Annotated in this window: 21 protein-coding genes; 16 read left to right on the top strand and 5 right to left on the bottom strand. The window is 56.2% G+C overall.

Translation table 11 applies throughout. The features are described from left to right. Window positions 1–65: 65 nt before the first annotated feature. Complete coding sequence (locus ABD013_RS17420; RefSeq protein ID WP_343808909.1) at window positions 66–626, bottom strand: hypoxanthine-guanine phosphoribosyltransferase; 561 nt, start codon at window positions 624–626, stop codon at window positions 66–68. Between the two features lie 208 nt (window positions 627–834). Here ABD013_RS17420 and upp point away from each other — a divergent pair, with 208 nt between their 5' ends. Both upp and ABD013_RS17410 read left to right on the top strand, forming a co-directional pair. Continuing rightward, window positions 835–1,461: a uracil phosphoribosyltransferase gene (gene upp / locus ABD013_RS17415; protein WP_343808908.1), complete on the top strand. Its 627-nt coding sequence runs from the start codon at window positions 835–837 to the stop codon at window positions 1,459–1,461. Window positions 1,462–1,479: 18 nt separating this feature from the next. Next, window positions 1,480–2,775, top strand: coding sequence for a uracil-xanthine permease family protein (locus ABD013_RS17410; RefSeq protein ID WP_343808907.1), 1,296 nt, complete (start codon window positions 1,480–1,482; stop codon window positions 2,773–2,775). A gap of 21 nt (window positions 2,776–2,796) precedes the next feature. On the opposite strand, the gene ABD013_RS17405 is transcribed toward ABD013_RS17410, so the two are convergent. Further along, window positions 2,797–3,693, bottom strand: coding sequence for a helix-turn-helix transcriptional regulator (locus tag ABD013_RS17405; protein ID WP_343808906.1), 897 nt, complete (start codon window positions 3,691–3,693; stop codon window positions 2,797–2,799). Between the two features lie 349 nt (window positions 3,694–4,042). Between ABD013_RS17405 and ABD013_RS17400 the strand changes: the two genes are divergently transcribed. From ABD013_RS17400 to ABD013_RS17335, 14 genes are all read left to right on the top strand, one after another. After that, window positions 4,043–4,252, top strand: a complete 210-nt coding sequence (locus tag ABD013_RS17400; protein ID WP_343808905.1) for a Flp family type IVb pilin — start codon at window positions 4,043–4,045, stop codon at window positions 4,250–4,252. A 49-nt stretch (window positions 4,253–4,301) separates the two neighbouring features. After that, a complete protein-coding gene (locus ABD013_RS17395) occupies window positions 4,302–4,886 on the top strand; it encodes an A24 family peptidase (RefSeq protein ID WP_343808904.1) in 585 nt (194 codons plus the stop codon). Beyond that, window positions 4,883–6,268, top strand: a complete 1,386-nt coding sequence (locus ABD013_RS17390) for an AAA family ATPase (protein ID WP_343808903.1) — start codon at window positions 4,883–4,885, stop codon at window positions 6,266–6,268. The genes ABD013_RS17395 and ABD013_RS17390 overlap by 4 nt, the downstream gene beginning before the upstream one ends. Further along, window positions 6,261–7,073, top strand: coding sequence for a Flp pilus assembly protein CpaB (gene cpaB, locus ABD013_RS17385; protein ID WP_343808902.1), 813 nt, complete (start codon window positions 6,261–6,263; stop codon window positions 7,071–7,073). The genes ABD013_RS17390 and cpaB overlap by 8 nt, the downstream gene beginning before the upstream one ends. A 39-nt stretch (window positions 7,074–7,112) precedes the next feature. After that, a complete protein-coding gene (locus tag ABD013_RS17380) occupies window positions 7,113–8,720 on the top strand; it encodes a type II and III secretion system protein family protein (protein ID WP_343808901.1) in 1,608 nt (535 codons plus the stop codon). A gap of 27 nt (window positions 8,721–8,747) precedes the next feature. Then, window positions 8,748–9,014 carry a hypothetical protein gene (locus tag ABD013_RS17375; protein ID WP_343808900.1) on the top strand — a complete coding sequence of 89 codons (267 nt, stop codon included), beginning with the start codon at window positions 8,748–8,750 and terminating at the stop codon, window positions 9,012–9,014. A gap of 65 nt (window positions 9,015–9,079) precedes the next feature. Then, a complete protein-coding gene (locus tag ABD013_RS17370; protein ID WP_343808898.1) occupies window positions 9,080–10,429 on the top strand; it encodes a Tad domain-containing protein in 1,350 nt (449 codons plus the stop codon). After that, window positions 10,426–10,941: a TadE/TadG family type IV pilus assembly protein gene (locus tag ABD013_RS17365; RefSeq protein WP_343808897.1), complete on the top strand. Its 516-nt coding sequence runs from the start codon at window positions 10,426–10,428 to the stop codon at window positions 10,939–10,941. The genes ABD013_RS17370 and ABD013_RS17365 overlap by 4 nt, the downstream gene beginning before the upstream one ends. Window position 10,942: 1 nt before the next feature. Next, window positions 10,943–11,416: a TadE/TadG family type IV pilus assembly protein gene (locus tag ABD013_RS17360; protein WP_343808896.1), complete on the top strand. Its 474-nt coding sequence runs from the start codon at window positions 10,943–10,945 to the stop codon at window positions 11,414–11,416. Between the two features lie 10 nt (window positions 11,417–11,426). Then, window positions 11,427–12,668 carry a CpaE/TadZ family protein gene (locus tag ABD013_RS17355; RefSeq protein WP_343808895.1) on the top strand — a complete coding sequence of 414 codons (1,242 nt, stop codon included), beginning with the start codon at window positions 11,427–11,429 and terminating at the stop codon, window positions 12,666–12,668. 24 nt (window positions 12,669–12,692) lie between these two features. Further along, window positions 12,693–14,045, top strand: a complete 1,353-nt coding sequence (locus tag ABD013_RS17350; RefSeq protein ID WP_343808894.1) for a TadA family conjugal transfer-associated ATPase — start codon at window positions 12,693–12,695, stop codon at window positions 14,043–14,045. A 13-nt stretch (window positions 14,046–14,058) separates the two neighbouring features. Next, a complete protein-coding gene (locus tag ABD013_RS17345) occupies window positions 14,059–15,048 on the top strand; it encodes a type II secretion system F family protein (protein WP_343808893.1) in 990 nt (329 codons plus the stop codon). Between the two features lie 3 nt (window positions 15,049–15,051). Next, on the top strand, window positions 15,052–16,017 hold the full coding sequence (locus ABD013_RS17340; RefSeq protein ID WP_343808892.1) for a type II secretion system F family protein: 966 nt from the start codon (window positions 15,052–15,054) through the stop codon (window positions 16,015–16,017). Between the two features lie 59 nt (window positions 16,018–16,076). Beyond that, window positions 16,077–17,075: a tetratricopeptide repeat protein gene (locus ABD013_RS17335; RefSeq protein ID WP_343808891.1), complete on the top strand. Its 999-nt coding sequence runs from the start codon at window positions 16,077–16,079 to the stop codon at window positions 17,073–17,075. 30 nt (window positions 17,076–17,105) lie between these two features. On the opposite strand, the gene ABD013_RS17330 is transcribed toward ABD013_RS17335, so the two are convergent. The 3 genes from ABD013_RS17330 to ppa form a co-directional block, all read right to left on the bottom strand. Then, window positions 17,106–18,281: a vWA domain-containing protein gene (locus tag ABD013_RS17330; protein ID WP_343808890.1), complete on the bottom strand. Its 1,176-nt coding sequence runs from the start codon at window positions 18,279–18,281 to the stop codon at window positions 17,106–17,108. Continuing rightward, window positions 18,281–19,126, bottom strand: coding sequence for an AAA family ATPase (locus tag ABD013_RS17325; RefSeq protein ID WP_343808888.1), 846 nt, complete (start codon window positions 19,124–19,126; stop codon window positions 18,281–18,283). Before ABD013_RS17325 ends, ABD013_RS17330 begins: the two co-directional genes overlap by 1 nt. A 110-nt stretch (window positions 19,127–19,236) precedes the next feature. Continuing rightward, entirely contained in the window at window positions 19,237–19,770 is a 534-nt protein-coding gene (gene ppa / locus ABD013_RS17320; RefSeq protein ID WP_343808886.1) for an inorganic diphosphatase, read from the bottom strand. Window positions 19,771–19,868: the final 98 nt, after the last annotated feature.

Here is a 19,868-nt window from a genome sequence, read left to right as displayed (position 1 = left end):
CAAACCCTGTCAATTTCTATGGACTCTTGCATTGTAACCAGCCGGTCACTGATGGCAAGGGTTGATTACATTCCCTTTACAGCGAAGATGCCAGGAGCGTTACGCCAGTAACCCTTGTAGTCCATGCCGTAGCCGAAGATGTAGCGATCTTCGATTTCAAGGCCGACAAAATCGGCTTTCAGGTCCGGGCGAGCCTTGCGGTCGTGTCGCTTGTCGACCAGTACCGCGCACTGTACTGAAGCGGCGCCTTCTGCTTTCAGGTAGTCCATGACCTCGGCCAGGGTGTGGCCCTCGTCGAGGATGTCGTCGACCACCAGTACCGGGCGGTCCTTGAAATCGACCATCGGCGGGACCTTCCACTCAAGTTCATGGCCGGAGGTGGTATTGCGGTAGCGCGTAGCATGCAGATAGCTGGCGGTCAGCGGGAAGTTGAGCCGGGTCAGCAGCTGACCGGCGATTACCAGACCGCCATTCATCACCGCGAACACGACCGGGTCCTTGTCCTGCAGGTCATTGGTGATCTCGGCTGCCATCTTGCTGATGGCCGTGTCGACTTCGCCCTGGCTATACAGAAGGTCGGCCTCGATATAGACCTTTTTGATTTCGTCAGCAGTAATGGTGCTCATGGAACCGGCTCCGCAATGTGCGCTTATGGCCATATGAAATGGCCTGGGTGTAAAAAAAGTGAGCAGGGTACTCAGGTTTGCCTTCCGGGGCAACCTGTGGGTTTCCCGGATGACAGATGGGGTATCATTGGTTAGTCTTGCCGAGAATTTTTTTGTCAAGTCGGACATAGGTCCAAGATGTCCGCCGCATGAATGAGGTTGCCCCGCGATGAGTGTCCACGAGATCAAACACCCCCTGGTTCAGCACAAGCTGGGCCTGATGCGTTCCAGTAACAAAAGTACCCGCAGCTTTCGCCAGCTGGCGGCGGAAGTCGGCTGCCTGCTGACCTATGAGGCGACCAAGGACCTGGAACTTGAGCCTTATACCATCGAAGGCTGGTGTGGCGAGATCGAAGCCGAGCGGATCAAGGGCAAAAAAATTACCGTGGTGCCGATCCTGCGTGCGGGGCTGGGGATGCTGGATGGTGTGCTGGAGCTGGTGCCCAGCGCCAAGATTTCGGTGGTCGGCCTCTACCGTGATGAGGAAACACTGGAGCCGGTCACCTATTTCGAGAAGCTGGCCAGCGATATCGAAGCGCGCATGGCACTGGTAGTGGACCCGATGCTGGCGACCGGTGGCTCCATGATCGCCACCATCGACCTGTTGAAAGAAGCCGGTTGTACCAGCATTCGTGCGCTGGTGCTGGTCGCGGCGCCGGAAGGGATCGAAAAAGTGCAGGCGGCTCATCCGGATGTGGAGATCTTTACTGCGTCCATCGATCAGGGACTGAACGAACAGGGTTATATCATGCCGGGCCTGGGCGATGCCGGTGACAAGATCTTCGGCACCAAATAATCAACGAGGGCTGGACTGATGCAGAACCTGCAACAAGGAGCCTTCCACTGGCGCACCGCGCTGGCCGGATCGCAGATGCTCTTCGTGGCTTTTGGCGCACTGGTGCTGATGCCGCTGCTGACCGGGCTGGACCCCAGCGTAGCGCTGTTTACTGCCGGTGTTGGTACGCTGCTGTTCCACCTGGTGACCGGCTTGACAGTGCCGATCTTCCTGGCGTCTTCCTTTGTGTTCATTGCGCCGATTACCTATTCGGTGCAGAACTGGGGCGTGGGTGCGACCATGGGCGGCCTGATGGCGGCCGGTGCGGTTTATATGCTGCTGGCACTGGCGGTAAAGCTTAAAGGTGTGGGCTTCCTGCATCGGCTGATGCCGCCGGTGGTGACCGGCCCGGTGATCATGATCATCGGCCTGGGGTTGGCGCCGATCGCGGTTAACATGGCGATGGGCAAGAGCGGGGACGGCTCCATTGAGCTCTTCCCCTACGAGCAGGCGATGCTGGTGTCGATGAGTGCACTGGTAACCACGCTGATCGTGGCCGTTTTTGCCCACGGTATCTTCCGGCTGCTGCCGATTCTGTCCGGTGTCGTGGTGGGCTACACGGTGGCTCACTTCAGTGGCATGGTGGACTACTCACCTATCGTAGAAGCCAGCTGGATCGCCATGCCCAGCTTTGTACCACCTGAGTTCAACTGGCAGGCAATCCTGTTCATGGTGCCGGTAGCGCTGGCGCCGGCGATTGAGCATGTTGGGGATATCCTGGCAATTTCCAACGTGACCGGTAAGGAATATGTGCGCAAGCCGGGTTTGCACCGAACCCTGTTCGGCGATGGTCTGGCGACCACGGCGGCCGCCTGCTTCGGTGGCCCGCCCAACACTACCTACTCTGAAGTGACCGGTGCGGTCATGCTGACCAAGGCGTTCAACCCGGTCATCATGGTATGGGCGGCTATTGTGGCGATCACCCTGGCGTTTATCGCCAAGTTCGGCATGGCCCTTCAGACTATCCCGGCACCGGTGATGGGCGGCATCCTGATCCTGCTGTTTGGCTCCATTGCGGCGGTGGGGATGAATACCCTGATCAAGGCACATGTGGATCTGGCCGAGCAGCGCAACCTGGTGATCGTGGCGACCACGCTGGTGTTCGGTATCGGTGGCATGGCCGTGGGGCAGGGCGACCTGAGCTTGCAGGGTGTCAGCCTCTGTGGTGCTGTCGCCATTGCGCTGAACCTGATTTTGCCGGTGGCCAAGCCGGTCGATAATGACCTGCACGAAGAGCAGGAAGTGGTCGAAGACTTGCTCGACCATACTCACTGAAACAAGCCTGCCGTCGGTCCTTCAGTGGGACCGGCGGCGGTTCCACTCATCCTGCGTTGATGTGGCCTGCGGCGGTACCAGGTTGGCGACCGCCTGCAGTTTTACCTCAATGAAGCGCTGCTGTTCCTGCTCACTTTGAGACAGCAACTGCTCCTGATAGGTCTTGGGTGTGACACCCAGGTACTTTTTAAAGACCCGGCAGAAATAGGAATGGTCCCGATAGCCCACGGTCAGGGCGATATCGAGTATCTGCAGGTCCGGGTTCTCCAGCAGCCGGGTGGCCTCCTGTATCCGCAGTTGCTGCAGCATCTCCTGATAGCTTACTCCAAATGCCTTCTTGAACTGGCGGCTGAACTGCAATGGCCTCAGGTTACAGAATTGTGCCAACTGTTCTTCATTGATGCGTTCACCCAGGTGCAGCTGCATGTAGGACAGTGCCGGATGTACGGTGCGGGCCTCGGTGTTGCCGCCATGAAAGCGGGACTCCTCCGGTAGCCGCAGCATCGGGCTGACCTCATCCAGGGTAGCAGGATCCTGTGCAGCTCTGATTAGGCGCTGATACAGGGCATCTACCTGATAGTCGGCTGCAGACTGTTGCATCGGCTTCAGCAGAATATCCCAGACCCGAACTCTCAGCGCCCAGACCATTAAGGACTCGGAGTGCTGTTCGGTCATCATGATTATCGGCAGGTGGTACTGGTCGTGCAGGTCGCGCACCAGTGCCAACCCATGCATATCGGGGTAATCAAAATCGACGCAGATGGCTGCAGGCGACAGCCGTTGCCGGTCGTAAACCGGGTTATGCAGGTTCAGCTGTTCGACTTCGAACCTTCGATCGAACAGATCATAAAGCGTTGTGGATCGGTCGGAACTGCGCAGATCCAGCCACAGCAGTGTAAGTGTGCTGGGTTGAGACATGATCCAGAGTCTCCCACTGGTTGTTTCTTTGTTGTCGTTGGTGGGGGCGACCGGCCAGTCCGTTGATTCGGCTTCCGTTCAGTATAGAGAACAACGAGAGCAGGAGTGTTGCACCAACTTGTCGATTTTTTATGCAGAATCACGATTGCTGTAACAGCATTGATATAGCTCTTGGGTGTTACAGCTCTGAAACAGCCTCGATCAAAATAGTCCTATCTTTTGTGCAAGATCGTTTCAGCACCCCTTTTCCACCCTGCCTATAGTCACTCACGTACCCGGTGCACACCGACGGTGAATGCAGTTGTACCGGCTTTCGGCCTTGAATGGCACTAAGAATGAGGGCGGACACATGAACGTTATCACTCGTAAATTTGTGGACTTCATCAAGGAAGAAGAAGGTTTGACTACGGTTGAGTATGCGGTGGCCGGTAGCCTGGTGGCTGCTGCAGTTATCGTGGCCTTTACGGACTTGGGCTGCGAGGTTGGTCTAACAATTCAGTATTTGGCTGATGTAATTCAAAACGGTGCTGCAGGTGGGGCAACTCGAGGTACGTGTTAACAGCTGAGGCTGGGTCTCAATCACTGAATAGCATGCAGGGGGAGATAACATGTTGCCACTTTATACCTACGATGTATCTACCCTCCTGTTATTGCTCGCACTTATGTTAGCGGTGCTAATGGATTGGCGCCGCCACCGTATTCCTAACTGGTTGACCTTTGGGCTCATGGTAACGGGGTTGCTGCTACATTACTTCTTTTTACCTAGTCCAGAGTGGTTTGCAGGCCTAAAAGGCGCAGGGGTTGGGCTTGCAATCCTGCTGCCTTTTTACCTGACAGGCGGCATGGGGGCTGGTGACGTCAAACTGATGGCAGCCATTGGCGCTTTGATTGGGCCCCAGGCTGTTTTGGCAGCGGCTTGTTTTGCATTGGTGATAGGTGGCTGTGTGGCTTTTTACATGATCCTTCGCAGTGGAGAACTTGCCAGTCTCTATCGCCGTTACATGGTGATGATCACGGCACGAACAATGGTTCCGGCGGAAGCTGGTTCAGTTGCTCGTCGCCGCTTTCCTTTTTCTCTTTCGATTGCGGTTGGCACCCTGATCCATCAAGGCTTGATCGACAATAATCTGGAATTCTATTACTTGACGAAAGAGGTGGGATTTCAACTGCAGGCGCTGGGGGTGGTGCAATGAATGATGCGATGAACATCCAGGCATCAGAGGCAACGGGTGATCAGGTGCAGGCAGAGCGTTTGCGCAGCCTGGCAGCGAGGCCTTTGACTTTGGCCGATACAGGTCTGAGTCGCCATTTTCTCACCGAATTGATGATCAAGCATCTCTATGATGCCGGCTTGCTTAGCTCGAAGCAGTTGATGCAGCGGTTGGCTTTAGCCGGACCGGTCCTTGAGGAACTAATCGAATTTCTGCGCAAGGAAGTGATGATCGATGTACATGGTAAGGGGTTTGACAAGCGTGAGCTTAGCTATGGCCTGACCCAGCGTGGCCGCGAGATGGCAATTGATGCCTATGCACGAAGTGGTTATCTGGGACCTGCGCCGGTGCCGATTCAACTCTACCGTGATGTGGTCGCGGCACAGACTGTACACCATGCCCATGTGACCGCCGAGTCGTTGAACCAGCTGTTTGCCAAGGTTGTATTGCGCGACTCTCTCAAACAGCAGCTTGGGCCTGCGATGAACTCTGGTCGCGCCATCTTTATCTACGGTCCCGCCGGTACTGGTAAAACCTACATTACACAGAAACTGACAGGCCTGTTTGCTGACACCTGCCTGATTCCCTATGCGATCTCGGTCAGCGAGCAGGTGGTTTCATTGTTTGACCCTTTGCTGCATCAGCCGGTCGAGACCGCCGAGCAGTCTCCCAGCCTGATGCTGGACCAGGGGCATGATCCCCGCTTTGTTCACTGCAAGCGGCCTGAAGTGATTACCGGCGGCGAGCTGGGCATGGATATGCTGGAGGTGCACTTCAATCCGGTTACCAAGGAATATCAGGCACCGCTGCAGCTCAAGGCCAACAACGGCATTTTCATCATCGACGATATGGGGCGCCAGCGGGCCACGCCGATGGAGATTTTCAACCGTTGGATCGTGCCGATGGAAGAAAAACAGGATTATCTGACTCTTGGCGCTGGTCGTCACTTCCAGACGCCGTTTGACCAGATTCTGGTGTTCTCATCCAACATCAACCCGCTGGATCTAGCCGATGAAGCCTTCCTGCGGCGTATCGGCTACAAGATCTATTTCGGTTTTCTGCAGCCAGATGAGTACAGCCGTATCTGGCAGCAGGTATGTGGTGAAAAGGGAATCAACTTTGATCCGGCACTACTCGAATTTGCGCTTACTCAGCTGCATGCCAAGAACAAGGTTGGGCTGCGTCCCTGCCATCCGAGGGATCTGCTGGGCATGGCGCAGGATCGTGTGCGTTACCTTGGCGGTGATGCCGCCTCCCTCTCTAGTGAATCCCTGACTTGGGCCTGGGACAGCTACTTCGTCAGTTTGGATGCCGAAGTGGAGATGTCCTCGACCACCCTTAACAGGAGGAATGACCATGTTTAAGGGCAGAACGCTTCTACTGCTGACCCTGTCGGTGCTATTGGCCGCAGGTGCAGCCATCTATACCAATGCCTGGCTTCAGCAGCAGCTACCGGGCAGTACGGCGGTTGCCGCAGAAGGCACTCCGGTGGTCTACGCGGCAATGGATATTCCTTATGGTCAACCGATTGAACGGCGACACCTGAAGATTAAGGCAATGCCGGACGACCTGGTACCAGCCAACAGCATTTCAGACCCAGCCGAAATTGAAGGCATGGTGCCTCTGCAGGATATTCTGGCTGGGGATGCCCTGCGCAAGGAGCGCATTAGTGAACACAGCGAAGGTGCAACTTTGGCTGCTTTAATCGACCCTGAGAAAAGGGCATTCACGGTACGTGTTAACGATGTAGTCGGGGTCGCAGGCTTCCTGTTGCCGGGCAACCATGTCGATATCATCGCGACCAAAAACGAGGGTAAAAGTGTCAAGGCGCGCACGGTACTGCGGGATATCAAGGTACTGGCCGTGGACCAGAAGGCACGTACCGACAAGAACGATCCCATCGTGGTACGGGCCGTAACTCTGGAGCTGACACCCAAGGAGTCGGAAGAGCTGGCCAAGGCTCGGGAAGAGGGACGTATTCAGCTGACCTTGCGTAACCCGATTACCGAGGAAGAGCAGCAGCAAATGGTTGCCGAGGCGGCTCCGGTCAGCGAGCCAGCACCCGCTCCTGCCCCCGTCAAGAAGCAGCCGGCTAGGCGCTACAGTGCACCACCTTCGGTCATCGTGATCAAGGGTGTGGACTGGGAGCGCAAGCGGGTGCCCATGTAGTCGGGGTGTCTAAGGATAGGTGATTGAGGAGATCGGATTATGGCTAAGCAAAAAGAACAATATGCAGTAGCCGCTAAGAGGCATATCGACTACTGGCTTGAAGGCATCCTGCCTGCAATTTTCGTGGTGCTGATGTTGGCGCTGATGGCAAGTGAGGCCCGGGCCGTAACAGTTGAGGCAGGGGCGGACTCCATGGTCGAACGTTTGACTGTACCTTTGTACAAATCAAAAGTGGTACAGCTGAACGGCCCTGTGCACAAGGTGTCGATCGGTAACGAGGAGATCGCCGATATCCTGGTGATGCGCTCCCAGCAGATCTACGTATTGGGCAAGGGGATAGGGACCACCAATGTTTTGCTTTGGGATAAGAGCAACCGGCTGACCGCATCCATTGATGTGGAAGTAACCCCCGACGTGAACAGCCTTAAAGCAAAACTTTATGAGATGGCACCCAGCGAAAGCATCAGGGTCAACTCCTCTCAGGGCTCAATTCTGTTGAGCGGTGAGGTTTCCAACGTAGGCACCATGGATATGGCGGTGCGGCTGGCTGACAGCTTTCTGCAAAAACCTTCGGGTGAAGGGGCCACTCAGCAAGGTGAGGTAGTGAACCTGCTCAAGGTCGGAGGCTCCCAGCAGGTAATGCTGAAGGTGACCGTGGCGGAGATGTCTCGCAGTGTAATGAAGCGGATGGGGGTCAAGTTTCATGCCCTGGATGGCCATGATGACCATTGGACCATTGGAGGTAGCAGTCAACCCGGTGCCTTGTCCTATTCAATTGACGATAACAGCCTGATTACCGAGATCACCAATTCCCCGTTGAGTTTTGCCAGTAAAGGGATATTTGCTCAATACCTCGATAGTAACCTCCTGTTCCAGCTGGCCTTTGATGCGGCCAAGGAAAATGGCAGCGCCAAGGTGCTTGCAGAACCGACGTTGACGACACTGACAGGTCAGGAGGCTGAGTTCCTCTCCGGGGGGGAATTCCCAATCCCGGTACCGAACGATGATGGTATCACTATCGAATTCAAGGAGTTCGGCGTTGGACTCAAGTTCCTGCCGGTGGTGCTCGACTCAGGCACTATCAATCTCAGCCTGAATGTCTCTGTGACCGATTTTGCACCTGCGGGGACTATCCAAACCAGTGTGGATAATAGTGGTACCTACATTATTCCTTCTCTAACCAAGCGCAGTGCTCGTGCGACTGTTGAGTTGGGAGATGGTCAGACTATTGGTATTGCGGGGCTGATTAACGAAAGCACCCGAGAAGCGGTTGATAAATTCCCCGGCCTGGGGGATGTCCCTGTGCTTGGGCATCTGTTCCGCAGCTCCAGTTTTGAAAAGGGTGAATCCGAGCTGGTCATCCTCGTGACCCCCACCTTGGCACAGCCTTTCAAAAACGAAGGCATCCGGTTGCCGGGTGACGGCTTTGTTGAACCGACTGATGCAGAGTTCTATCTGCTGGGCCGTACCCGTGGACAGAAATCCGGCGGTGACATGATGGTGGCATCCGCTGATGCCAGTGAAGCCATGCCTGCTGAGTCAGGGGCTGCAGAAGCTGCTTCCCCGGTTGAAAGCTCAGAAGACAGTGTCAAGGTCTTCCCTGTAACCGACGGCAGTGAATCCACCTTTGGTCACAGTATCGAATAGCCCAGGTGCTGATAGGAGAGAGAAGCCATGAACAGCAAAAACTGGACATTGAGCATGCTGGCAGCCGGAATGCTGCTGGTGCCGGGCTGCAGTACCAACCCGCCTCATGAACCGCTAGGGCTGGCTGTTGAAGAGATGAGGCAGATGCAGACGCAAAACCCTGATGCCGCTGACAGTCACGGACCAATGCGGCTCGATGGAGATAAGGCTCATAAGGTGATTTCCAGCTACCGTGGTGAAGCCCAGAGCGCTTCAGGCGTAGCAGGAAATATAGAGATCAATATCGGCAACTAGGCAGTGACTAGCCGCTATAAACCATTCGGGGAGGGCTGATCGCCAGGCCCTGAAGGGAGGCGAAAATGAAGCGCCGATTCGAAACAACCATCAGGAAAAAGCAGCAAGGTGTGGTGCTGGTGCTGGTGGCTATTGCCATGCTGGCCCTGCTGGCGATGGCAGGGTTGGCCATGGATGGCGGGCACCTTCTGCTGAACAAGACCCGGCTGCAAAACGCGGTAGATGCATCAGCACTGAGTGCCGCGCGTACGGTTGCTGATTTTCCTGAGGACACATCAATCTCAACCATCCATGCAGCGGCCGAAGCGGCTGCCCTGGCAACCTTCATGAGTAACCTGGGCCTGGCTGACAATGGTGAGTTGAACGAAGCCTATGCCAGTAGCGGAACCTCGCTACTGGTGGAATTTTCGGAAACGTTGAATCCCTTCGTCGATGCTGCAGATGGCTTGCCCTATGTACGAGTAACCGCTGTGGATCTGCCGCTTGAGGTCTGGTTGCTGCAGGTGGTTGGTTTTGCTGATAAGGAGGTCAGTGCCAGTGCGGTAGCGGGGCCGATCGGCCTCAATGCCAATACCTGTGATCTTTTGCCGATATTGGCCTGTGGTTGCGACAGTGATGGTACAGCGACGCCTGATAATACGGCAGATGACTGTGGACCCGATGATGGCAACTACTTTGGCTATGTCGATAACGGTAACAACGATATTGAAAGCCTCGACGATGTCAGCGTGATCAAACTGGCCGGGGGCAGTGGCACTGATGTCGGGCCGGGCAACTTCCGTTTACTGCGATTAGATGGCATTGGGGGGGGAGATCTGCGCGATGCTTTGGCAGGGGTAGCCAACCAGTGCAGCAGCATAGGGGATGATCAGGCAGCCGATACCGAACCCGGTAACAAGTCGGGCCCTGTAGGTCAGGGGTTGAATACTCGCCTTGGGATCTACGATGGCCCCATAGGGCCAGACGAAGCCCCTGCGGATGTCGTGACCGATTACGACAGTGATAACCGATTGGTGCTTGAAGGTCTGGATGAAAATAACCGCCCCATTATCAACCGGGCGGACGGTACTCCTGATGTGGATGGTCTGTTCGATTATCAGGATTACCTGAATAGCCCCGAGTATGCCGATGGCTGTCTGGCGGGTGAATCCTGTGGCAGGAGAGAACTGGTGCTGCCCATCGGTGATTGTACGGGTACCACCACCGGGACCAGTTCGGATGTCTACGTCTACAGCGTAGGCTGCTTTTTCCTGATGCAGGATGTGGATGTGGGTAATGATGCTGAGGTATTCGGCCAGTTTTATTCCGAGTCTGAAGGCTGTGATGCCATAGGTACCTTTACCAGCACCCCAGCCGATCCCAGTGCTGTCTTCAAGATCGTTCTCTTTCGGGATACGGATAGTGGAGACTCATGATGATCATGCATCTGCCTGTATTAAGAAAACGTCAGCAGGGTGTAGCTGCAGTTGAGATGACTATCGTACTGCCGGTATTACTGCTGTTGCTACTGGCGACTGCGGAGATCGGCCGCATGCTTTACCAGTACAACACCCTGACCAAGGCGCAACGCAGTGGTGCTCGCTTGTTGGCAACTCATCTCAACTATGGCCAGCAGGTGGTTTTGAATGACTGTCCGACGACAGATGATCCTGTAATTCTGCTGCCGGACAACCTGATGGATCGGGCTCGAAACCTGATCGTATATGGCTCCGAGTTGGGTGGAGCGGATCCGGTACTTCCTGGACTGGAGGCAGCCGATGTCAGCTTTTGTGAGGTGCCTGCCCTGAATGAGGTGCAGGTGCATGTTCAGTACGACTTCACCCCCATGTTGTTCAGCAGCTTGCCGACTTTCGGCCTGGGAGATCCAATCAACATCGACTTTACGCTCGATAGTTCGATCAGCATGAGAGTGCTGGGAGGGAGCTGAGATGATGATTAAGAAGTGGAAAGGTCAGGAAGGGATCACAACGGTTGAGTTTGCTCTGGTTGGCTCGCTGCTTTTCATCGTTCTTTTCGGCTTGATCGAGTTCGGCAGGTTGATGTTTACCTGGAATGTCCTCGATGAAGCGACTCGCCGAGCGACCCGTCTGGCGGTGGTCTGTCCGGTTACCGTAGCGGGCCAGGCTTTTGCCCGTGAGGCTGGTGCTTTTGGCGGCACCATTCTGCCCAATTTCACGGCGGAAAATATCGCCATCCGATATCTGCAGGAAGATGGTTCGACACCCGCGACCTCCACATCCAACACCTATTACGTACAGTCCGCCATTGTCGGTTACACCCATCAGATGCTGATACCGTTTTTTGACATCCAACTGGATGCGCTGGATTTTGCAACCACCTTGCCGGCAGAGAGCCTTGGTGTGCACCCCGCTGCGGCTGGAGATCCTCCCTGTGGGAGTTAGGAGAGCTGTCATGATGAAACAAAACTTTCTATATGAAGTGAAAACACCGTCGAGTGCCCCTAGTGCCAGGGAGTTTTCCATCCTGATCGCCAGCCGCTCGGCAGACGCCCTGACACAGCTCAAGTCTGCTCTGAGCCTGATGCCGGTAGGCGTGAAAATCAACTGTCGCCTGATCAGTAACGGACACTCAGACCCTTTGCATGGATTGGAAAAATTGCCTGACCTGCTGATTTTCCGGGTTGGAGAGTGTTGGCAGGCGGAGCTGGAGTCTCTTTGTGCGCGCCCGGTTGAATCCCGAGTGCCGATGCTGGTGGTCAGTGCAGATGCTCAGGCTCAGGCGATGCGCCTGTCGATGAAAGCAGGCGCGCGTGATTTCTTTCCCGAGCCGCTGGAAGATGGTGAGCTGCTGAGGGTGGTGGACCAGCTCTACCGCGAATCAAAGGACCAGCAAAGTACCTTGAACACTCACCTGACAGTGGTGATGAATGCAAAGGGAGGTTCAGGTGCCAGTTTGATCGCGACCAACCTGGCGCATCAACTGGCATCCGATGGGCAGCGCAAGGTGGTACTGGTTGATCTGGACCTGCAGTTCGGTTCTCTGTCTCACTATCTGGATCTCAACCCTCAACGAGGTATCAAGCAGGCGCTGGAGAATGTGGAGGATCTGGACAGCCTGGCGCTGGATGGTTACCTGGCACGTCACGTCAGCGGCCTGAAGGTGTTGAGTGCTGAGTCAGACCGGCTGCTGCTGAGTGACGAGGTCTCCAGCGAGCAACTGTTACAACTGTTCAGGCTGTTGGCGAAAGACCATCAGCATCTGGTGGTGGATCTGCCGCGCCAGATCGATCTGATCACGACCACGGTATTGGAGCAAGCTGATCAGGTGGTGCTAACCCTCCAGCAGGGGATTACCTATCTGCGAGATGCGACCCGGCTGATAGAAGTGATGCGCCGGGATCTGGATATTCCTGACCACCGCATTCTGGTGGTGGTGAACCGCTATGACAAGTCATCGCCCATTACTCTGGCTGAGGTCGCCAAGGCATTGAAACACCAGCCGATCCTGACAGTGCCCAATGACTTCAAGCATGTCAGCGAGTCATTGAATAATGGTATGCCGTTGCTCGAAATCGCTCGGCGAGCACCAATCAGTCGTGCCCTGCACGGCCTCAGTGAAGAGATTGTCGGGGGCAAGGGAAAAACAAGCTCTGGTCTGCTGGGCAAGTTGTTCCATCTGGTCAAGGGGGACTAAGCCATGTCCATACTGGGAAACAGGTTGAACAAGTTACGTGTCGCAGAGGTAGTCGAGCAAGCGCCAGAGGAGGTTGAGGTACAGGAACGTCCTCCTTTGATGATCGAAACCCTGTCGTCGGCTGAGCTTGAGTGCAAACAACAGCTGCACCAGGAGCTGCTCAAGCGGATGGACCTGTCGCTGATTGATAGTCTTGAGGAGAACGAAGCGCGTAGACAGATCAGCGACTTGTGCCGTCAGTTGATGGAGGAGTTTTCGGTTCCCTTCAGCTCCCAGTCACGTCAAAAGATCATGAAATTGATCGAGGACGAGATCATGGGGCTGGGGCCATTGGAACCACTTCTGGAGGACACTACTATCTCCGATATCCTGGTCAACGGTCCTGATTCCATCTTTGTGGAGCGCTTCGGCAAGTTGGAGCACTGCCCGGTCAGTTTCAGTAGCAACGGTCACTTGATGAACACCATCGACCGTATTGTTTCCAGCGTGGGGCGCCATATCGATGAATCATCGCCGATGGTGGATGCCCGCTTGAAAGATGGATCGCGTGTCAACGTGATTATCCCACCGCTGGCGCTTGATGGCCCGCAGATCTCCATTCGTCGCTTTATGGTGGAACTGCTTTCGATGGAGAACCTGATCGAGAAGGGGTCCGTTGATGCTCGCGTCGCCCCGGTTCTGGAGGGGATTGTCAAGGCGCGGCTCAATATACTGATCTCTGGTGGTACAGGTTCAGGCAAGACCACCCTGCTCAATATTCTCTCCGGCTATATCCCGCATGATGAACGTATCGTCACCATTGAGGACTCAGCGGAGCTGCAGCTGCAACAGCCTCATGTGGTCCGCCTGGAGACTCGGCCGCCCAATATCGAGGGGCGGGGTGAGGTCACTCAGCGAGATCTGGTGAAAAACAGCTTGAGGATGCGACCCGACCGGATCGTATTGGGGGAGGTCCGTGGCGGCGAAACTCTGGATATGTTGCAGGCGATGAATACCGGCCACGATGGCTCGCTGACCACCATCCACGCCAACAGTGCGCGTGATGCTCTGGGGCGAATCGAGAACATGGTGGCGATGACCGGTATCAGCTTCCCGACCAAGGCGCTGCGCGCGCAGATCGCCTCGGCTATTGATGTGGTGCTGCAAGTGACGCGACTGGAGGATGGGCGGCGCAAGCTGGTAAGCATTCAGGAGATCAACGGCATGGAGGGTGACATCATCACCATGTCTGAACTGTTTACCTTCGAGCGCCAGGGGCTGGATGCCAAGGGCAATGTGTTGGGTAAATTCAAGGCAACAGGCATCGTGCCGGGCTTCCACAAGCGGTTGGCCCAGCGTGGTATCGAAATACCGACATCGCTGTTCGAACCGGAATAGCGGGAGGTGTGCAATGAACTTGCAACTGGAGTCCACCGAGATTGTTGTCATCCTGGCGATGGTGTTTATCTCGGTCTTTATACTGCTGGCGACCCTGTCGATCCCGGTATTTGGCGAGCAGCGCCGGGTCAAGAAACGACTTCAGCAGCGCTTGGGGGAAATATCTTCTGAGTCGGATCAGCCTTCGATCAGTACTCTGCTGCGTACGCGCTATCTGAAAAAGCTGAATCCAGTGGAGCGGCAGCTCGAGTCCTTGCCGGGGATGGAGTCGCTGGCACGATTGATCGAGCAGTCGGGCGGCAAGGTTATGGCCTACAAGGTGGTGCTGCTGTCGCTGTTGCTTGGAGTGGCTGGTTTCGTGCTGGTGTTGCTGGTTGCGAAGTACTTGCCGGTTGCACTGGCGGCTGCTGCAGTGCTGCTCGCGTCTCCTTATCTGCGGCTGCTATTCCTACGTGGTAAACGGTTACAAGAGTTTGAATCCCAGCTGCCGGAAGCGATCGATATTATCAAGCGTGCCTTGCTGACCGGACACCCCTTCAGTGAGTCCTTGAACCTGGTAGCTGAAGGTCTGGAAGGGCCGGTATCAACAGAGTTTGGTATTACCTATTCGGACTTGAGCTATGGGTCTGACCTGCGCCGGGCGATGCTGGGGCTGTTGGAGCGTGTGCCGAGTGTAACCTTGATGGCATTTGTAACTGCTGTGCTGGTGCAAAAGGAAACAGGTGGCAACTTGGCGGAGATTCTGCAAAACATTGGCTCGGTTATTCGCGGTCGCTTTCGCTTCCAGCGCCGGGTAAAAACACTCTCTGCAGAGGGACGCCTGTCAGCCTGGATTCTGATGCTGGTGCCCTTTGGTTTGTTCGGTCTGATCTACTTCACAACCCCTGGTTACATGGAAGCACTGGTGAGGTCTGATCGCGGCCATCAGCTGATCATGATCAGTTTTGTCCTGATGTTATTGGGTGCGGTCTGGATTCGGCGCTTGCTGAGAATCGAGGTGTGAATCATGGAAACTTTAGTTGAACTGATTAATCAGCAGATAGGAAATGAAGTCTATGCCCGTTATGTCGTCATAGGACTGGTGGCGGCGGCGGCACTGGCGTTCGGTCTGAGCCTGACGGTTCTGGTTAATGGCTTGGCGGCTCCATTTCGCCATCGCGTGCGTGCGTTGACTGGCCATCCAGATGCCAAGGGGCATTCTGGAGATAGCCGCAGCAAGGTTTTGTCATCACTGGATCCGCTGACCAAGCACCTGTTACCAGGCAAGGACTGGGACAAGAACAAACTGCATGCTCAACTGGTTCATGCGGGCTTTCGTGCACCCAATGCGATGAGTTCGCTCTATGCGCTGAAGGTCTTGCTAGCTATCAGTCTGCTGTTGATTGCCTGGCTGGCCACGAGCTTCAACCCGAAACTGACCTCGGATAAGGTGCTGATGATCTGTGCCGGTGCGGCCTATATGGGCTATATCTTGCCCAACATGGTGCTGGACCATCTGGCCAACAGACGTAAACGCGCCATCCGCAACGCCTTCCCTGATGCACTGGACCTGCTGGTCGTTTGCGTTGAATCAGGCCTGGGTCTTACCGCTGCTCTGCAGCGTGTGGGTCAAGAGCTGGAGGTCAGCCACCCGGAGCTGTCCGAAGAGCTGCACCTGGTCAACGTGGAAATTCGTGCCGGTGTGAACCGTATAGAAGCGTTAAAAGGAATGGCACATCGAACCGGCGTCGAGGACATTCGCGGTTTGGTGGCACTGCTGGACCAAAGTGTCCGCTTCGGCAGCAGTATTGCCGATACCTTACGTGTGTATTCCGAAGAATTCCGCGACAAGCGGATGCAGGCGGCGGAAGAACAGGCGGCCAAGATCGGTACCAAAATGATCTTCCCACTGACCTTCTGCATCTGGCCGGGGTTCTTTGTGGTTGCGGTGGGGCCAGCTATTCTGAAAGTACTCGAAGTATTTGGTCGTTAAACATCGGCACAGTGATGCGTGTGGTGTTCTAGAACGCATCCTACACAAGGGGAAGCACCATGACTTCACGAACTGGAGAGCGTCGAATCGGTACCGGCTTGCTGATGGTGGCCTTGCTGCTGCTCAGCGGCTGCGCAACCAACTCGCAGATGGACAAGGAGCAGGCGGCAAGTAGTAACGAGGCTTTTTACGAAGGAAAGCCGACACTGGCTTTCGCCGGCCTGCCGCAGGCCACGACCGTGAAACAGGGCATCATCATGGGAGATCAGGCGCTGGCGCGGGGGGATACCGATGAGGCGCTTTACCATTACGTGCAGGTGCTGGATCTGGAGGCCGAGAGCGAGATGGCCTATTTCCGCATCGGTCAGGTGCATATGGGACGCGGTAACGAGAAACTGGCGTCGCTGGCGTTGCGCAGCGCACTGGGGATAGACCCGGAGCATATCGGTGCGTTGACAGCGATGGGGGTGCTGCACCTGAAACATAACCGTTATGCCGAAGCCAAGGTAAACCTGGACAAGGCGGTGGCGCTGGATCGCAAGCGCTTCGATGCGGATGCCGCGCAGGATTACGATGCCCGTTCACCGTCTCGTGCCTATAACGGCCTCGGTGTACTGGCCGACCTGGATGGCAACACGGCAGAAGCGCAGCGGTTGTATCAGATCTCCCTGAGCATCCGGCCTGAGGCGGCCGATACGCTGAACAACTTGGGCTACTCCTACTACCTGGACTCACGCTGGCGCGATGCCGAAAAGCAGTTCCGCAAGGCGTTGGATATCTCGCCGGAGTTTGAACAGGCCTGGCGCAACCTCGGACTGGTCTATGCCCGCCAGCAGCGCTATCTGGCAGCCCTGAATGCACTGGAGCGGGTGATGGATACGGCCAAGGCGCACAACGATATTGGTTATATCTGCATGCTTGATGGACGTTATGCACTGGCAAAGCAGTATTTTGAGAAAGCACTGACGCTGTCGCCGACCTTCTATCCCAAGGCCAGGGAAAACCTGACCTACGTTGAGCGGCTGGAGGAGGCGGCCCGACAGCAGGTCGGTCGCTAAGCAGATAACAGCATCCAGGCCGGTATTCGCTCAGCGGGACAGGTAGCGGATACCGGCTTCGATCCCCTCCAGAGTCAGCGGGTACATGTGATTGTCCAGCTGCTGCTGAATCATCTGAGTGCTCTGGGTGTAGTGCCAGTAGCGCTCGGATGAGGGGTTGAGCCAGATCACCTTGTCCCAGGTATCCAGAATCCGCTGCAGCCAGAGCTGCCCCGGCTCCTCGTTCATATGCTCGACGCTGCCGAAGCGGTCCGCCAGTTCGTAGGGCGACATGGCGGCATCGCCGACAAAGATCACCCGGTAATCACGGCCGTAGGTGTGCAACACATCCAGCGTGGGGATGGCTTCATCATAGCGGCGCCGATTGTCACGCCAGACCTTCTCGTAGACGCAGTTATGGAAGTAGAAGTACTCCAGGTGCTTGAACTCGGTTCGCGCGGCGGAGAACAGCTCTTCACAGGTGCGGATGAACGGGTCCATGGAACCGCCCACATCGAGAAACAGCAGCACCTTGGCGGCGTTGTGGCGCTCGGGCACCATTTTAAGGTCCAGCAGGCCGGCGTTGCGGGCGGTGGAGCGGATGGTGTCGTCGAGGTCGAGCTGGTCGGCGGCGCCGGTGCGGGCAAACTTGCGCAACTTGCGCAGCGCGACCTTGATGTTGCGAGTGCCGAGCTCAACACTGTCGTCCAGGTTGCGGAACTCGCGTTTTTCCCAGACTTTTACCGCGCGCTTGTGCTTGCTCTCGCCACCGATGCGGATCCCTTCCGGGTTATAGCCGCTGTGGCCGAAGGGCGAGGTGCCGCCGGTGCCGACCCACTTGTTGCCGCCGGCATGGCGATCATGCTGTTCCTCCAGCCGCTCCTTCAACGTATCCAGCAGCTTGTCCAGTCCGCCCAGCGCTTCGATCCTGGCCTTTTCCTCATCGCTGAGCTGCTTGAGAAAGTCGCTCTCCAGCCAGTGCGAGGGGATCAGCGCATCGGTGATATCGCCCTGGGCCTGGAGGCCGGCAAAATACTGCCCGAAGGCGCGGTCGAAGCGGTCGTAGTACTTCTCGTCCTTGACCATGCAGGCGCGCGCGAGCAGGTAGAAGTCGTTCACATCCAGGCTGGCGACACGTTGCTCCAGGGCGGCGATCAGATCGAGCAGCTCGCGCAGTGACACCGGGACCTGTCCCTGGCGAAGCTGGGTGAACAGGTCGATCAGCATCAGCGGGCTCCGCGGCGGGTCATGAAGGCCAGACGCTGCAGCATGTGTACATCCTGCTCGTTCTTCAGCAGGGCTCCGTACAGCGGCGGCATAGCGCTGGAGGGATCCTGATCGGCCAGTACATCAGACGGAATGCGGTCGGCCAGCAGCAACTTGAGCCAGTCGATCAGTTCCGAGGTAGAAGGCTTCTTCTTCAGGCCCGGTACGTCACGCAGGCGGAAGAAAATTTCCAGTGCCTCGCGCACCAGTTTCTGCTCGATCTGCGGGAAGTGCACATCGACGATTGATTCCAGGGTGTCCTTGTCCGGGAAGGCGATGTAGTGGAAGAAGCAGCGGCGCAGGAAGGCGTCCGGCAGTTCCTTCTCGTTGTTGCTGGTGATGATGACGATCGGACGCTGTTTGGCACTGATGCGCTCACCGGTTTCGTAGACATCGAACTCCATCTTGTCGAGTTCGGTCAGCAGGTCGTTGGGGAACTCGATATCGGCCTTGTCGATCTCGTCGATCAGCAGCACGACCTGTTCGTCGGCGTCGAATGCCTGCCAGAGCATACCCTTGCGGATGTAGTTGGCGATGTCGTGAACACGGTCGTCACCGAGCTGGGAATCGCGCAGGCGGGAAACAGCGTCGTATTCGTACAGTCCCTGCTGGGCCTTGGTGGTGGACTTGACGTGCCAGCGCAGCAGCGGTTTGCCCAGTGCAGCGGCCAGTTCTTCGGCCAGCATGGTCTTGCCGGTGCCGGGTTCGCCCTTGACCAGCAGCGGGCGCTGCAGGGTGATGGCGGCATTGACGGCCATCTGCAGGTCGTCGGTGGCAACGTAGCGATCAGTACCTGAAAACTTCATCGGCTTCTCTGTCGGTTCTTATAAGACAGAGGGCAGTGTATCAGATCGGAGAGGGCTGAAAAGGAGGGAGCAGGGAGATGTACCAAGGTACATCTCCCTGGAAGCATGCCTTACTTGGCGGCTTCGTATGCAGCAGCAGATTTTTCGATCTCGGCGCGAGCGGCAGCAGCGTCAGCCCAGCCTTCGACCTTGACCCACTTGCCTTTCTCGAGCTTCTTGTAGTTCTCGAAGAAGTGGGAGATCTGATCCTTGGTCAGCTGCGGGATGTCGTCAACGTCCTGAATGTCGTTGTACGCCTGGCTCAGCTTCTCGTGCGGTACCGCAACCAGCTTGGCATCACCACCAGCTTCGTCGGTCATGTTCAGGATGCCAACCGGACGGCAGCGGATAACAGAACCGGTCATGACCGGGTGCGGGGTCAGAACCAGTACGTCCAGGGGATCGCCATCGTCTGCCAGAGTGTTGTTGATGTAGCCGTAGTTCGCCGGGTAGAACATCGGCGCAGCCATGAAGCGGTCAACGAAGATCGCATCAGCGTCTTTGTCGATTTCGTACTTCACCGGGGAGCTTTCCGCCGGGATTTCGATGATCACGTAGATGTCATTCGGCAGTTCTTTGCCGGCAGGGACTTTCTCAAAGCTCATGAGCTGTTTTCCTGTTATCGGTTACAAGGACAGATCGGATAGCGGACCGCAGTATAAACGTCACTGCAATCCGCTGGAATACGACTTACCGGTGAAAC

The sequence above is a fragment of the Marinobacterium maritimum genome, assembly GCF_039523155.1.
Classification (GTDB): domain Bacteria; phylum Pseudomonadota; class Gammaproteobacteria; order Pseudomonadales; family Balneatricaceae; genus Marinobacterium; species Marinobacterium maritimum.
The sequence above is the reverse complement of the archived record's forward strand: the minus strand, read 5'-3'. Positions and strand labels throughout refer to the sequence as shown.

Coding starts and splice junctions, on each gene's coding strand:
- ABD013_RS17420 (WP_343808909.1), bottom strand. CDS start 626: ATGAGCACCATTACTGCTGACGAAATCAAAAAGGTCTATATCGAGGCC.
- upp (WP_343808908.1), top strand. CDS start 835: ATGAGTGTCCACGAGATCAAACACCCCCTGGTTCAGCACAAGCTGGGC.
- ABD013_RS17410 (WP_343808907.1), top strand. CDS start 1,480: ATGCAGAACCTGCAACAAGGAGCCTTCCACTGGCGCACCGCGCTGGCC.
- ABD013_RS17405 (WP_343808906.1), bottom strand. CDS start 3,693: ATGTCTCAACCCAGCACACTTACACTGCTGTGGCTGGATCTGCGCAGT.
- ABD013_RS17400 (WP_343808905.1), top strand. CDS start 4,043: ATGAACGTTATCACTCGTAAATTTGTGGACTTCATCAAGGAAGAAGAA.
- ABD013_RS17395 (WP_343808904.1), top strand. CDS start 4,302: ATGTTGCCACTTTATACCTACGATGTATCTACCCTCCTGTTATTGCTC.
- ABD013_RS17390 (WP_343808903.1), top strand. CDS start 4,883: ATGAATGATGCGATGAACATCCAGGCATCAGAGGCAACGGGTGATCAG.
- cpaB (WP_343808902.1), top strand. CDS start 6,261: ATGTTTAAGGGCAGAACGCTTCTACTGCTGACCCTGTCGGTGCTATTG.
- ABD013_RS17380 (WP_343808901.1), top strand. CDS start 7,113: ATGGCTAAGCAAAAAGAACAATATGCAGTAGCCGCTAAGAGGCATATC.
- ABD013_RS17375 (WP_343808900.1), top strand. CDS start 8,748: ATGAACAGCAAAAACTGGACATTGAGCATGCTGGCAGCCGGAATGCTG.
- ABD013_RS17370 (WP_343808898.1), top strand. CDS start 9,080: ATGAAGCGCCGATTCGAAACAACCATCAGGAAAAAGCAGCAAGGTGTG.
- ABD013_RS17365 (WP_343808897.1), top strand. CDS start 10,426: ATGATGATCATGCATCTGCCTGTATTAAGAAAACGTCAGCAGGGTGTA.
- ABD013_RS17360 (WP_343808896.1), top strand. CDS start 10,943: ATGATGATTAAGAAGTGGAAAGGTCAGGAAGGGATCACAACGGTTGAG.
- ABD013_RS17355 (WP_343808895.1), top strand. CDS start 11,427: ATGATGAAACAAAACTTTCTATATGAAGTGAAAACACCGTCGAGTGCC.
- ABD013_RS17345 (WP_343808893.1), top strand. CDS start 14,059: ATGAACTTGCAACTGGAGTCCACCGAGATTGTTGTCATCCTGGCGATG.
- ABD013_RS17340 (WP_343808892.1), top strand. CDS start 15,052: ATGGAAACTTTAGTTGAACTGATTAATCAGCAGATAGGAAATGAAGTC.
- ABD013_RS17335 (WP_343808891.1), top strand. CDS start 16,077: ATGACTTCACGAACTGGAGAGCGTCGAATCGGTACCGGCTTGCTGATG.
- ABD013_RS17330 (WP_343808890.1), bottom strand. CDS start 18,281: ATGCTGATCGACCTGTTCACCCAGCTTCGCCAGGGACAGGTCCCGGTG.
- ABD013_RS17325 (WP_343808888.1), bottom strand. CDS start 19,126: ATGAAGTTTTCAGGTACTGATCGCTACGTTGCCACCGACGACCTGCAG.
- ppa (WP_343808886.1), bottom strand. CDS start 19,770: ATGAGCTTTGAGAAAGTCCCTGCCGGCAAAGAACTGCCGAATGACATC.